The sequence below is a fragment of the Terribacillus halophilus genome (assembly GCF_900101385.1).
Classification (GTDB): Bacteria; Bacillota; Bacilli; order Bacillales; family Amphibacillaceae; genus Terribacillus; species Terribacillus halophilus.
This window is the reverse complement of the sequence record NZ_FMZB01000012.1, coordinates 21,043-34,907: the sequence shown is the minus strand read 5'-3', so window position 1 is coordinate 34,907 and position 13,865 is coordinate 21,043. Positions and strand designations below refer to the sequence as shown.

Annotated in this window: 15 protein-coding genes; 2 read left to right on the top strand and 13 right to left on the bottom strand. The window is 46.3% G+C overall.

Going from position 1 to position 13,865, the window contains the following annotated elements:
• Window positions 1-17: 17 nt before the first annotated feature.
• Together BLQ53_RS16545 and BLQ53_RS16540 are read right to left on the bottom strand one after the other, a co-directional pair.
• Complete coding sequence (locus BLQ53_RS16545) at window positions 18-1,529, bottom strand: FAD-dependent oxidoreductase (protein ID WP_093728424.1); 1,512 nt, start codon at window positions 1,527-1,529, stop codon at window positions 18-20.
• A gap of 86 nt (window positions 1,530-1,615) precedes the next feature.
• A complete protein-coding gene (locus BLQ53_RS16540; protein ID WP_093728423.1) occupies window positions 1,616-1,855 on the bottom strand; it encodes a ferredoxin family protein in 240 nt (79 codons plus the stop codon).
• Window positions 1,856-2,090: 235 nt separating this feature from the next.
• Here BLQ53_RS16540 and BLQ53_RS16535 point away from each other — a divergent pair, with 235 nt between their 5' ends.
• Window positions 2,091-3,278 (top strand): M14 family metallopeptidase, encoded by a 1,188-nt coding sequence (locus tag BLQ53_RS16535; RefSeq protein WP_093728422.1) that lies wholly within the window; start codon window positions 2,091-2,093, stop codon window positions 3,276-3,278.
• On the opposite strand, the gene BLQ53_RS16530 is transcribed toward BLQ53_RS16535, so the two are convergent.
• The 11 genes from BLQ53_RS16530 to BLQ53_RS16480 all read right to left on the bottom strand — a co-directional run bounded on the left by BLQ53_RS16530 (window position 3,275) and on the right by BLQ53_RS16480 (window position 13,364).
• Window positions 3,275-3,826 carry a histidine phosphatase family protein gene (locus tag BLQ53_RS16530; RefSeq protein WP_093728421.1) on the bottom strand — a complete coding sequence of 184 codons (552 nt, stop codon included), beginning with the start codon at window positions 3,824-3,826 and terminating at the stop codon, window positions 3,275-3,277. The two genes, BLQ53_RS16535 and BLQ53_RS16530, sit on opposite strands and share 4 nt — an antisense overlap.
• A 131-nt stretch (window positions 3,827-3,957) precedes the next feature.
• Window positions 3,958-4,161 (bottom strand): DUF6501 family protein, encoded by a 204-nt coding sequence (locus BLQ53_RS16525; protein WP_093728420.1) that lies wholly within the window; start codon window positions 4,159-4,161, stop codon window positions 3,958-3,960.
• Window positions 4,158-5,231 (bottom strand): AbrB family transcriptional regulator, encoded by a 1,074-nt coding sequence (locus BLQ53_RS16520; RefSeq protein WP_093728419.1) that lies wholly within the window; start codon window positions 5,229-5,231, stop codon window positions 4,158-4,160. The genes BLQ53_RS16525 and BLQ53_RS16520 overlap by 4 nt, the downstream gene beginning before the upstream one ends.
• Before the next feature lie 5 nt (window positions 5,232-5,236).
• Window positions 5,237-5,995 carry a TerC family protein gene (locus BLQ53_RS16515; protein WP_093728418.1) on the bottom strand — a complete coding sequence of 253 codons (759 nt, stop codon included), beginning with the start codon at window positions 5,993-5,995 and terminating at the stop codon, window positions 5,237-5,239.
• 76 nt (window positions 5,996-6,071) lie between these two features.
• Complete coding sequence (gene msrA, locus BLQ53_RS16510) at window positions 6,072-7,025, bottom strand: peptide-methionine (S)-S-oxide reductase MsrA (RefSeq protein WP_093728417.1); 954 nt, start codon at window positions 7,023-7,025, stop codon at window positions 6,072-6,074.
• A gap of 67 nt (window positions 7,026-7,092) precedes the next feature.
• Window positions 7,093-7,611 (bottom strand): VrrA/YqfQ family protein, encoded by a 519-nt coding sequence (gene vrrA, locus BLQ53_RS16505; RefSeq protein WP_170829743.1) that lies wholly within the window; start codon window positions 7,609-7,611, stop codon window positions 7,093-7,095.
• A 170-nt stretch (window positions 7,612-7,781) separates the two neighbouring features.
• On the bottom strand, window positions 7,782-8,030 hold the full coding sequence (locus tag BLQ53_RS16500; RefSeq protein ID WP_093728415.1) for a DUF2584 family protein: 249 nt from the start codon (window positions 8,028-8,030) through the stop codon (window positions 7,782-7,784).
• A gap of 12 nt (window positions 8,031-8,042) precedes the next feature.
• Window positions 8,043-11,150: an AAA family ATPase gene (locus tag BLQ53_RS16495; protein ID WP_093728414.1), complete on the bottom strand. Its 3,108-nt coding sequence runs from the start codon at window positions 11,148-11,150 to the stop codon at window positions 8,043-8,045.
• 1 nt (window position 11,151) lies between these two features.
• Entirely contained in the window at window positions 11,152-12,303 is a 1,152-nt protein-coding gene (locus BLQ53_RS16490; protein ID WP_093728413.1) for an exonuclease SbcCD subunit D, read from the bottom strand.
• A gap of 70 nt (window positions 12,304-12,373) precedes the next feature.
• Window positions 12,374-13,111 (bottom strand): YqcI/YcgG family protein, encoded by a 738-nt coding sequence (locus BLQ53_RS16485; protein WP_093728412.1) that lies wholly within the window; start codon window positions 13,109-13,111, stop codon window positions 12,374-12,376.
• 70 nt (window positions 13,112-13,181) lie between these two features.
• On the bottom strand, window positions 13,182-13,364 hold the full coding sequence (locus BLQ53_RS16480; protein WP_244499375.1) for a WYL domain-containing protein: 183 nt from the start codon (window positions 13,362-13,364) through the stop codon (window positions 13,182-13,184).
• Between the two features lie 156 nt (window positions 13,365-13,520).
• Between BLQ53_RS16480 and BLQ53_RS16475 the strand changes: the two genes are divergently transcribed.
• Window positions 13,521-13,853 (top strand): YolD-like family protein, encoded by a 333-nt coding sequence (locus BLQ53_RS16475; RefSeq protein ID WP_093728410.1) that lies wholly within the window; start codon window positions 13,521-13,523, stop codon window positions 13,851-13,853.
• The last annotated feature ends 12 nt before the right edge of the window (window positions 13,854-13,865 follow it).

The window sequence follows — 13,865 nt, the reverse complement described above, 5'->3', positions numbered from 1 at the left end:
AATCAGCCGGGCTTTTTTTAGTCTGCTTTTTTCAGATCTTTAACAGCTGGTCCTTCGATGACTTCGCCACTTGCCCAAAAGCGCGATCCGTGACATGGACAGTCCCAAGTCGTTTCCGCGTCATTCCAGTGAACCTCACATCCCATATGGGTGCATGTGGTATCGACCTTATGGACAATTCCTTCGTTGTCTTTATAAATACCTATCAGTTTGCCATCACGGCGAATTTTACCCGCTTCGCCACGCTTTAGATCATCAATGAATTTTTCTGTCTTTTCCACTTTGCCAAAGACAAGCTCTGTACCTACTTCGATCATATTTTTTGCTAGATTCGTGATTCCTTTCACCGCGTCCTGCCGTGCAGGATCATATATACCGCTGTACAAGCTTTTGTCGTCATCTATTAAAGAAGTTATTTCCTTCGCCGCCGTGATACCGCCGGACATGCCCCACTTGCGAAATGCCGTAGCAACATACAGATTCTGTGTCCGTTTCGTTAAGCGGCCGATATAAAATAGCGAATCGAGGCTCATAAAATCTTCCGATGACCAATTATAATCAAAGTCATCCATATCCAGTTTGGAACGCCCCCAGTTACGGAGGTTGCTGTAATGCTCTTTCATTTCTTTCCCTTTACCAGTGCGATGTCCTTCACCGCCTAACAGCCATATCGTATCTCCGTTATTATCCTTGGCACTCCTTACTGATCTAGAAGGATTATCAACCGAAATATACATGCCGCCTGGATACGTATACGGGCTTTTCCCCGCCACGATGTACGATCTGGCAACATCCAAACGTGCGAAGTAAGCGCCTTTGAAATCATAAAATGGGAAATGGGTAGCGATTACGACATGCTTAGCTGTAATGCTGCCTCCATCCTTCAGTTTGACAGTCGCATATTCCCCTTCTACAATCGTTTCAGCACGTGTATCTTCATAAATCCGGCCTTCATTTGAGCTGATATATTCTGTCATTGCTTGCAGGAATAGAAGTGGATGGAATTGCGCTTGATTGTCCATCCTTACCGCTTTGCGTACAGAAACAGGCAAAGGGATCTCATCTTCCAAACCGCCTGGTATGCCTAGTTTCTCATAGGCTTCCCATTCTTTCTCGATCTGTCGGACATTCTTTTTGTCGTCTGTATAAACGTAGGCAGGTTCCACGCTCATTTGGAAGTCTGCCTGCAGGTCTTTTTCTGTCTCTCGTACAAAATCGATGGCTTCCATTGCTGCGTGATAATGCGTCCGTGCAGTTCCTTCGCCGAACTTGCTGATCAACTGATCATAAATAAGGTCGTGCTGGGCCGTTAGTTTAGCTGTTGTATAGCCGGTTGTGCCATGGCCGAGTTTCAGTGCCTCAATCAAAATGACTTTGTAACCTTTTTTGGTAAGTAAATAGGCAGTTGTAATTCCTGCAATCCCCCCGCCGACTACACAAACCTCTGTTTCAGTTTCATCCTGTAGTTTCTCAAAGCTTGGAAGCTTGCTTGTGTTTATCCAGTAAGATGCATGTTTGTCAGTCGACATATGGTGACAACTCCTTTTTTGTTCCTCTTAACCTTAATCAAGGAAAGATAAACAAAAAAATCCACTGCCTTGTGGCAGTGGATCTCTTAGTTTTCCTGAAAGAACTTGCGGTTGATCTCAATGTACTTGGTTTCTTCCGCTGGTACCTCATCTTCCATGAAGATCGCTTCAACTGGGCAAACCGCTTCACAAGCGCCGCAATCGATGCAGATGTCAGGATCGATATAGAACATATCTTTGCCTTCCGCGATACAGTCAACCGGGCAAACTTCCATGCATTCGCCGGCTTTTTCCGCTTCACATGGGGAAGTGATGACAAAAGCCATGTGTACAGCCTCCTCTACTACTATGAATGAACCGGCCATCCGACTCGGTTTTCTTTCCAGGTATACTGCGACTTCGCAAAATACAAACGAACTATATGTATTTATACCCTATCGATTCAAATTATAACAACAATATTCGATAATAACAACGGGCGCAGTCAACAATTTGACAGCTTGCCCCCTCACCATATTTACTTCATACTTGACATACAATTTAGAAAAGGAGGCGATCCAGATGGAAATAATACTGCAGGAAGGCTGTCAATTGAGTACTGTAGCGACAATGTTTCACCTTCCGACATACGTACTGTTTGCCGCAAATCCGTTTCTATCCACCCATGTAAAGCCGCAACAGCCCATACAGGTCCCAGGCTATGCCCCCGAATCTGTCATGCTTGATGAGGATATGTCAGATGCGGAAGTAGCATCTGCCTTTAAGCTTCCCCTCCGGCTGGTTCACCTGCTGTATGATTCTTCTTATTTTGCCGCGGGGGCAAGGCTCATACTCCCACGTCGGGTGACCGAGCCAGTGACATGTTTCCGTCAGCCGTATGATTATGCCACCTGCCTTCAGGATATCCGATCACTTCACCAGCTTTTCCCCTTTTTCACAATGCGTACAATTTACAAGTCCATATTGGGAAAACCGGTGACAGAGCTTCGAATCGGCAAGGGAAAGAAGCGAATGCACATAAACGCAAGTTTTCATGGAAATGAATGGATCACTTCTTTGGCTTTGATTCGATTTGTCAATGACTACTTGGCGGCTGTCACACATGACAAAGAATTCTTCGGGTATCCGGCAAGTAAATTATATCGGGATGTGACACTTTCGATCGTTCCGATGGTGAACCCGGACGGAGTCGATCTTGTCATCCATGGCAGCAAGGCTGCACATGAGTATGAAGAACTTGTCCATTTTTTGAATGAAGGTTCCAATGACTTTAAAGGATGGAAAGCAAATATAATTGGAGTCGATTTGAATAAGCAATATCCCGCCAAATGGGAATATGAGCAGCTGCGGAAACCGAAGCTTCCAGGACCTCGTGATTTTCCCGGCCGTACTCCATTGACAGAACCGGAATCGATCGGGATGTATGAGCTTGTCAACGCAGGAAACTTTGATTCAGTGGTGGCGCTGCACACGCAGGGAGAGGAAATTTACTGGAGCTTTGAGGAAAAAGAGCCACCTAGCGTTGCAAGGATGGTATCACAGATGGAGCAGCTCAGCGGCTACAAAGGGGTAAAGGAACTGGATAACTATGCAGGCTTCAAGGATTGGTTCATAGCTTCTTACCTGCGGGCGGGTTTTACAATAGAACTGGGCAGAGGAGAAAATCCCCTGCCCATTGAACAAGTTGATACAATCTATGAAAAACTGTGCATCCTATTGATGGTCATCCTTACGAGTGAAACTGGTTAAGCATTCCAGATACGTTCCACCATATAACTGCCTGCACCGCGCTGTACAAGAAATACATCCGGATTGGTGAAACCTTTCCAATGGGAAAATCCGATATCCGTCTGAAATTCCTTCAATAAAATCGCTAAGAGATTGCCATGTGTCACCAATACGACGTTTTCCAACTGCTCTTCTGCTTCGAGTTCATCGAGCAGGCAGCGTATGCGGATTCTGGCGTCATTCGATGATTCGCCGCCGGGCAGCCGCAAATCAAAATCAGCAAATGATTCTTCCAATACTTCAAGCCAATCGTCGACGGGCTCTTCGCTCAAAATACGCTCCTGCAGCCGCCGGTCCAGCTCGATCGGTATATCGGCTGCATCAGCGAAAGGCTTGATTGTCTCGACGGCCCGAAAGAAGGGACTGGAGAGGATGCGCTGGATCGGATAGTCCTGCCGTTTCAAAAAAGCAGCAAGCATCCGGGCTTCGTTAATACCTTCATACGTTAGCGGCGAGTCTTTGTGCTGTCCTTCTGCATTACAATGACGAACAAGAATGATCCTTTTCACAAGCCCCATCTCCTTCTAGCTATGCATAGCCTTATTATCGGTTAACCATCGAACAATTACAAGCACTGAAAAACACCAGCCAACATAAAAAGGCTAACCTTTACTAGGTTAGCCTTTAACTTGCCAATTTATTACACTTCCTTGAAATAATCCTTCCGGAAAGCACCAACACGATTTGTATTATCGACAATAAAAATGAATTCTTCCGTTTCATTTTTTACATCATAGATCTTCCCCGGTGTCAGCGTCGTATTCACGACATATTTTTTTGCATTCGTGTGGACACATTCCACTTGTTTGATTGTTTCCGTATCTTGCCAATGTTTGTGTATCATCCTATTTCTTCCTTCCGTTGATGTTTCTCGAGCTTCGGCAGCGTCCACTGGAGCAGCACCGGCAGCACAAGGACGACTAGCAGCAGCCTGATCGTCTGCAAGGAGCTGACGATGGACGGATCTCCTCCTGTCGTCTGGGCCGTCAATGCCATCTCAACGAGCCCGCCCGGCGCCATGCTGAGGACAGAGGTGGCCATGTTCAATGAAGTGACCATACTGAATACAAGCCCTAGTCCGAAGCAAAGCAAAATAAGCAGCAAAGACAGACCTGTATAATAGAGACAAAGTCTGCCAGCTTTTTTTAAATCCCTTATAGAGATAGAATGACCCAAATAGACACCGATTGTCAACTGGGCTGCGACGAAAAATAAATGCGGGAACTGATACAGATGCATTCCGCTGACTTGCAGTATCGCTGTAAGCAGCATCGGTACAATAACTAAAGAGGACGGAATGAATCGGTTTGTCAAACGTGCGATGATGTACATGATGCCATATAACCCGATCGTCCACCAAGCTCCTTGCTCCGTCTGAGGAAGTTGTACTGCACTTTGAGTACCTCCATCCATGAATAAGTGGGTGGCTGCGAACGGTATGATGAAAAGGATGCTGACAAGGCGTATCGTCTGAAATATCGTCACAAGTCCAGTATTGGCCTTCATGGACTCACTGAGTGCCGATACAGCAGACAAACCGCCCGGTATGCTCCCGAGCATGCTTGTTTTCATATCGACATTCACCCATTTACTGACTACATAGGCATTGACCATGCAAATGACAATCAAAAGCAATGTCAAAAGTGTATAGATCAATAAATAAGGCTGTACATTGTGAAATGTATGTACCGTAAACGTATTGCCGATCTGGATACCAAGCAGCCAATAACTAATTTTACGGAGCGGCTGGGAAGCGGCAGTCTTGTTGTTCCAAATGATTTTGGAAAGCAAAAGGCCAGTTACCGGGCCGAGTATCCAGGGTAATGGCAAATGAAGCAAGGTGAAAAGACCACCGCCTATGACGGCAATCAGATAAGACTTCAAGATGGAACGTAATGGACCGCTTCCTCCCATTGAAATCAAGACCTTTCGCTTTTCGGTTTATAGAACCATCCGCCGATGGCGATGACGGCCATCACAATCCAAAATGTTGCATTCCACCCGGCAGAATCAGGGAAATGCTTTGGAATGATTACCAAAGCAGGATGCGCCAATGTGTGGATGGCCAATTTGATCGCAACCCATCCAATGATCAAATAAGCTGCTGCCTCAAGACCAGGACGTTTGTCCAGGATTTTTACAATATAAGAAGCTGCAATCCGGATTAGGATCAATCCTATCATACCGCCTGCTAATACGACCAGGAATTGTCCGCCATCCATTCCCCCGATATGCGGCAGCGGCGTAGCTGATAAGGATGTTGCCAATGCCACGGCTGTCAGGATGGAATCCACTGCAAAAGCAATGTCGGCCAGTTCCACTTTCAGAACAGTCATCCAGAAACCGGAGTTTTTCTTGCTGAATGGACTGTCGGCTTCTTCCTCTCCACCGTTTTTCTTCAGCTTGATAAGGTTCGAGATACAAATATAAAGCAAATAAAGAGCACCTAATGCCTGGATCTGCCAAATGTTCACTAAGAAGCTGACAAAGAATAGGGAGGCGAATCGGAAGATGAACGCTCCTCCCAGGCCATACAATAAAGCTTTTCGCTGCTGCTCAGCTGGAAGATGTTTTACAATGAGCGCCATAACAAGCGCGTTATCAGCTGCAAGCAACCCCTCCAGTCCGATCAGAACCAGAAGAATCCAGCCATATTCAATTAATAATGTGGAATCCATTCTCATACTCCTTGTCCAAAACAATGCTCTTGTTCCATCATGTAGCGAACAAGAGCAGAGCTGTTGCTGTATTTATTTACTTGAAGAGATACAAATATTCTCCGTAACCTTCTTTTTCCATTTCGCTGACAGGGATGAACTTCATTGCTGCGGAGTTCATGCAATACCGCAAACCGCCTGTCGCTTTTGGGCCATCCTCAAAGACGTGCCCAAGATGGGAATCACTTTCTGCTGCCCGGACTTCTGTTCTCACCATCCCGTGTGAAAGGTCCATATTCTCCTTCACTTCATAAGAATCGAGTGGTTTGGTGAAGCTTGGCCATCCGCATCCAGCGTCATATTGATCTTTGGAAGAAAACAATGCTTTGCCGGATACGACATCCACATAGATTCCTTCATTGGTGTTGTTCCAGTACTCGTTCTCAAAAGGACGTTCCGTTCCATTCTCCTGCGTGACATGGTATTGGATCGGAGTCAGCATTTCCTTTAGCTTGTCTTTGTCTTTTTTGGGACTCCAATGCTGCTTGATGAAGTCCTCCCGGCCGGATCCACGCTTGTACATCTTGTAATGGTACCTGTTCTTTTTGTAATAATCCTGATGTTTTTCTTCTGCTGGATAAAACGGCTTGGCAGGCAGGATCGGGGTAACGATATCTTTTTGGAACCGTCCGCTCTCCTCAAGCTTCGCTTTGGATGCTTCTGCCACCTGCCGCTGCTGTTCATCATGATAAAAGATAGCTGTTTTATAAGATTCACCACGGTCGTGGAACTGACCACCTGCATCTGTCGGATCAATTTGCTGCCAAAATGTTTCTACCAGCTTTTCATAAGGAAAAACATCCGGATCGAAAGTAATCTGGACAGCCTCGACGTGGCCGGTCGTGTTCGAGCACACTTCCTCGTATGTGGGATTCGGTTTGTCGCCGCCTGTATAACCGGAGACTACGGATTCGATACCAGGACGTTCCGTAAATGGTTCGACCATGCACCAGAAACAGCCTCCTGCAAAAGTAGCGTGTTGTAATGCCACGATAAATCCCTCCTTCAATGTATGCTATATATTTTCCTCTTTTGCGGAAAAAAATCAAGTAGCACGCTTAAATATACAATTTTGGAAGGGACTCTCCAGACTTGGTTTGCTTTGCTTTCTGCTCAGAACGTTTCTCTTTTTCCTTTTGGACGGAAATTTGCTCTTCGTTTTCCTGCTTGTTTTTATCTGTTTCTTCCGTCTCGGATGCAGATTCCTCTTCTTCGTCAAAATCGATGTCCTTTAAGGCTTTCATCATTTTCAGCATGGAAGGCAAGTTCTTCACCATCGGTCCATATTCCTGTACCATCGGCATGAAGGACTCCGCCGCTTTCAGTGCATTTTGTGTATGATTCAGCATGTCAAGTAACGATATTCCACTGGAAGAGCTACTGCTTGCCGCTGGAAGCGCTGCCGGGGTCTGTGCACCATTTCCCCGGTTCAGAATTCTTTGCAGAATACCAGGCAGCCCGCCGTTGGAACGCGAAGTCTGCTCAAAACCTCTTTGATTGGGAAGAAACGGATCTCGCCGGACAGCTGGCTGGCTGCGTCGTCCAAAAACATTCGGACCGAGTGGATTTCTTGCCATTCTCATACCTCTTCTCACGTCAATATTTCTATCAGTCTACGCAAGCAAGAAGTATTTTGTTCCATTCTATTCTGCATGGAGGCAATATATTTCCCCTGATCGGCTCTCTATTTCCCGGGCAAGCGCAAGATTCCCCTTCCATCTTCTTTTTGGAACAACTGTTTTTGTCATTAATTGACGCTTGATAACGAAACAAGCTGATACGTACAAATGGTTCGCTCCTCTTTCAACGTCAATTCGACAATGATCGCTCTGCCTATTTCATCGGTATCTTTCGCACGCGTGATATCGATGACCTGATGCAGGGGAAATAAGTGATAACCCTGAAGCTCGAGCTGAAAAATATTTTCTTTGCTGTCAATCCGTTTTTCTTTACCTTCTGTACGCAGGACAGTATCAAAATTGATTGGTGTTCCCATATCTTTTCCTCCTTACTGGAAAATGAATTTCGCAGATGATCCCTTGGGGGAAGTGTCAATCTGTAATTTCGTGTGGATTTCTTCTTTCAGCTGCGGCACGTGGGAAATAATGCCGAGCACCCGATTACTTGCCTGCAGTCCTTTCAAGCTGTCGATGGCCTGCTCCAGTGACACCTCGTCAAGTGTCCCAAACCCCTCATCAATGAATAATGTTTCCAATTCCACACCGCCGGCATGCGCCTGGACAACATCGGACATTCCAAGTGCAAGGGAAAGGGCTGCCTTGAATCCTTCACCGCCGGATAATGTCTTGACCGGGCGTTCCTGACCGGTGTGATGATCGACTACTTCAAGATCCAAACCGCTTTGGGCACCGCGTTTGGCGATTTGTCCGCTTCGCTTCAGCTGATAGCGATGATCGGTCATTTCTTCCAATCGAATATTCGCTTGAAGGATGATTTCATCCAGGAAGCTTGTCAGCACATAGCGCTCAAAGGAAAGACGCAGGCCGTTGTCGCCTTTGGCCAGATTAGCCAACTCGCCAATATCATAATACTGTGCCTTCTGATCGGCTGCTTCTTCCTGGAGCTGTGACAAGGATGCCATGATATTTTCATGATGGGATGCGTAGCTCTTTGCTGCATTCAAGCTGCTATTCTTCGCTTCAACTAGTTGCTCTGCTTCTGTAACAGCTTGCTCAAATACAACCAGCTCTGGTTTTTCTCGCTGATCTGTCTGCTTACGCAAAGTTTCTATCTGTTCAGCGACACTAATGCGCTGCTGCGCATACCAATCAACTTCTTTCTGGAGAATCTTTATTTCTTGTTCCGTACCCTTGGCCAATCGATATGCTTCCGTATTGGCAAAACCAGCTTCTCCAAGCTTAGCAAGAAACGTTTGTTCCTCCTGCTGGTACGATTGCTCCAAGTCAGCCGTGAATTTATCCGTCGACTCCAAAGCGGCCGCTATTTGCTCTTTGCTTCTGGAAATCTCCTCGTACTGGTGCTGCAGCTCTTCCCATTTCCTGAATGCGGCTTCGATTGCCGCTTCCTCTTGCTTGATTTTCTGTTCCCATTCGGCATGATCCTGAAGCACCTCAGGAAGCTGCTTCCGTTGATAACTTACTTCCGCTTCGGCGCGATGGTAGGTTTCTTCCAGTTTGCGCAGTTCAACTTGGAGCTCCTCTGCTGCCTTCTCCTCTTGAACAAGCGTTTGTTTAAGTTGGTCGAGCATCTGTTTTTTCTGCTCGAATTGCTTCCTCTCTGCTTGTTTGGTGCGTAAGGAAGCTGCCGTTTTGTCTCTTTCCGTTTGGATACGGGTTTTTAATTGTTCCAGTTCAGTGTGATCGAATGACGTTTCTCCGGTAATGTTCCGATAAAGCTCATCGGTTACTTGCCTGATTGCCTGCCCATTCGATTTTGCTTCTACATATCTTTTCTGTACTTCATCATATGCACGCTGGGCTTCATCAAGCATCATTCTCTTTTGTTTCAACAGCTCGAATGATTGGATATGCGCAGTTATCTTGGCTGGGGAAGGATGGACGCTGGATCCGCATACAGGGCAAGGTTCTCCTTCTGCCAGCTGACCGGCAAGATGGGCGGCATGATGGGCAGCTTGGGCTTCTTCCATCTTCGCGATTTCCTCCCGAAGCCTGCGTACATCGTTTTCTTTATCCAGCAAAAGCTGCTTGGTCTGCTGATAGACGGTACGCATTTCCTGCAACTGTAGGAAAGATTCTTTCAATCGTACTGCTTCTTCCAGTTGGCGTTCGAGTTTCTCATACGTCCCTTGTTCCTCAAAGAAAGCCTGGATCAGCGCAGCTTCCCCGCTTAAATCTTGTTCGAGTTTACTTTGTTTAGTTTTTTTATCTGCATGTGCATCATGTAATTTGAGCAATCGCTGTTGTTTATCTTCCAGCGTCTTTTGGATACGAACCAATTCCAGTTTACGTTTCTCGTATTCCTTCCACTGCTCGAGCTGCTGCTTCTCCAACTGAAGTTGTTCTTGCCGTTTCAGGCGCTTTGGCTCCTGCTCTTTTGCCTTAGTGTAAGAAGATTTGATCGTAATGTACTGTTTTTCTATGAGATCTTTTCTTTCTTTCGTCTCCTGCAGTGCTTTTGTTTGGCGCTGCCACTCCTGTTTCCTAGCAGCAAGCTGCCGTTCGTATGGAAGCAGACGGCTTGCTTGCTCCATGTTCACAAGCTGCTGCTTTTTCTGTTCGATGGCAGGTGATTTTTGTTCAAGCTGCTCTTTTTGTACAAGTGCTTGTTCAAGCTGTTTGAATGTATCCAGCAATTGCTTCGCTTCATAATATTGCTGCTGGCGTTCCTGCCAGTTTTTTTTATGCTTTACAAGCTCTTGCTCACCTTCCTTTATGCTAGCGGTAATAGCTTCTAATTCAAGCTGCAGCTTCTGCATTGTTTCTGGTACGCTGTCAGATTCAGCCGGCGCTTGGGTACGCCATTCGATTTTGCTGATTTGCTGCTGTTCTTTCCATTCTGTCTGCTGCAGCTTTTCCTTTAATTGCTTCGCTTCATCCTTCAGTGCTTCTGTCATTCGTTCATAGAAATATGTGCGGAAGATGCGCTGGAGGATTTCTTCCCTTTCCTTGCTGTTTTCCGAGATGAGTTTTCGGAATTCTCCCTGGGGAATCATGATCATCTTGCGGAATTGTTCATAGTCAAGGCCGATTTTTTCTTCGATGGCTTCATTTACTTCTTTGACCCTGGACGAAATCAGGACCTTTTCTCCGTCTTTCCATTCATAAAATTCCGCTCTTGCCGGATCATCTGTAAAACCTTCGCCGCGCTCTTTTTTCTTTTGCTGTTTCGGATAGCGGATAATCTCGTATTCCGTACCGCGAAGTGCAAAGCGATAGCGTACTTCTGTCGTTTCGCCTGGTTCTGCGAAATGACTGCGGAGGGAATCTTGATCACGGTCACTGCCGCTGGCCCGTCCGTATAAGCTATAGCAAATAGCATCAAAAATCGTTGTCTTTCCTGCCCCGGTCGGACCTGTGATCAAGAAGATGGATTCTGCCCCAAGCTCCCTGAAATCGATAGTCTGTGCTTTATGATAAGGACCGAAAGCGGTCATTTGTAAAGTGATGGCACGCATATCAACTTCTCCTCTCTTGCTCGACCAGTCGCTGGATGATTGCTTCCATGTGGTTCTGACGGTGTTCCGGTATAGCCTCACCTTTCATTTCCTCATAAAAGGCGGCAAACAGCTGCATATGTGACATGCGTTGCTTTTCTTTGATTTGTTGGATATCGGACATGGAACTTGCCCCAGTCTTTGCTTTGCGTTCCAACCGCAGGATGTTCGGATAAAGCTTGCGAAGTTTACCCATTGGATCCAGCAGCTGTCCATCATCCAACATTCTGATATGCAGGTAGTCGTCTTTGCTTCCTGCCGTCCCTTCCATTAACTCATCAAAGTAGCCTTCAACGATACGCATGTCACGTTTGGGGATGAGGTCCATCTTCTCGAATGAATGAAATCCGGCAGCGTCCAGTTCCACCATCGTGACCGATTTTTTATGGGTCGCTTCCGAAAATGAATATTTAAGCGGTGAACCGCTGTAACGGATATGGTCACTGCCGATTCGCTGTGCTTGATGCAGATGTCCAAAAGCCGCGTAGGTGAACGGTTCAAAAAGAGCTGCATCCACATACGGACTTCCTCCGATCATCGACAACCGCTCTTCTGAGTCGGATTCCATACCTCCAGCAAGGAAGGCATGTCCAACAAATACATGTCTTTCAGTCATATCGTACGTATCGGTAATATAAGTAATGATGCGCTCCATTGCCCGCTGGTGGGTCGTGATGCTCTCATCGTCGAAAAATGCCCGTACATCAGCTGGTTCCGTATACGGGATAAGGTGAAAATGTACAGGACCATGCTCATCTTTCAAGGTGACAGGCTGCATTCCCTGCCGCAGCTTCGTTTCGATGAATAGTTTGCTCGCTCTGAATAGCTGACTGCCAAAATCCAGACGATCCGGACTGTCGTGATTGCCGCTGATCGACAATACGGGAATTTCCTTTTCGCCGACCAGCCAGTTCCATGTATCATTCAGCAATTCCACTGCATCACGCGGTGGAATTGCCCTATCATATAAATCGCCTGCTACGATGACCGCATCAGGCTGTTCCCTATCAATTATCACTTTGATCTGCTCCAAAATGTAGGCCTGATCTTCTGTCATATGTACGCTGTTGACAATCTTACCAAGATGCCAGTCAGCGGTATGCAATAGTTTCATACGTATTCCCCCTGCTATCATTCTAGCATGATTTGTAAAGGGGTGGTATGGGAAGAACGGGTAGAATCCATCAGTCTTGCTTGTTTCTGTGAAAAGGGCATTTGGGAGGAGAGGTATTGTCATCATGAAGGAAATATTGCTTCCATTCATGATTATTAGGGCTGCCATATGCGTTCAAATCTGGATGGATGTCACTCTCATCGTAGGCATTTATGCGCGCTCTTATTTCCCGTTTGATAGCGGCAGCGGTTTTGGGTTTCGATTCGAATTCCTTCAGCACCCATCTTGGTGTGATGGCAAGCATCATGCATGGGAAATTCCGGCTTTTCTTTTGCTGATGCGCGGGCGTTGCGCAATACATGAAGTATTTCTCTCCTCCGAAACAATACTCCCACAACGCATCTTCAGGATTTTCAGGGATATCGTTCGGCCAGCTGGCTGGATCATAAACCGTTGTCCTGCTGAGCAAGTCCCAGTAAATACGAAAATAAGAAGGCACATCCAAGTCAAGCTCCTTCTGCTTTGTTGTATCAAAGAAAACAATCAGGGAAGTATAAGGGCCAAACCCCATTGATTGCTGTCCATATACATTCAATAAATCAGCCAGCTGTTCGGCTGCCTCATTTGTAGCCGGATCGCCCGCAAAACCAAAACGGAACTGACCAAGCCTGAGTCCGACTGTAGCCGGTATACAAGGGAATCTGGATTGCTGGTCGGATAATTCATTCTGAAAGGCAAGCAGTGCTTCTTGCTGCCAAGAAGCCTTGGGGTAATGGTGGGAACTGGTCCCATCGGACAAAATTGCCATTGCAGGATCTCCTTTTCCTGGGTTCCCTAGTAATCTATTCAGGAAGGAGATAGTGGGTGAATGACAGGATTCAAGAGGACATGCGCCACGTGTTTTGCCGTTTGATTGGCTGAATGGCAAGGATCCGGTCCATCCGGAAAGTACGAAGCTGCTTTCGTAAATGGCAATAACCTGTCACAGATGCTTCATTGATCTTTTCAATTTTCACCTGACGTTTCGTCAAGGAGCCATCTTTCGCCATATATATCATCATAACCTGCTGCTCCCGAAATCTTATCCACGATGCTCTGTCCATTTGGATCCCTGCTTTCTTTACCGAGTTTATACAATCATTATATACGAACATACGTTCTATGTCACTTGAAAAAGAACGTGTGTTCGATTATGCTGTTAGCAGGAGGAATGAGATATGGTGAATGATCGGGGCAAAATCAAATGGACATCTTTAATGCTGCCGGAGCATGTGGAAATGCTGCAGCACATGGGGCGGGAAATCGGCAAGGCAAAGCCGCCAATCATGGATGAGCAGCAGCTGGAAGAACTGGAGCAGAAGGTGCGGGATATCGAGGTGGGGAAAACGAAGGTCCGTATGCTGTATAGAAAAGGGCAACAAGTAGAAAACGCTTTTGGAATCGTGACAGGTCTGATGCAATCTGAACGATATTTGCTCTTGGATACAAAGGACTCCTTATATCCGATTCGCATACCGTTCCATCATATAATAGATATTTCATTGCATTAGAAAAGCCGCTCA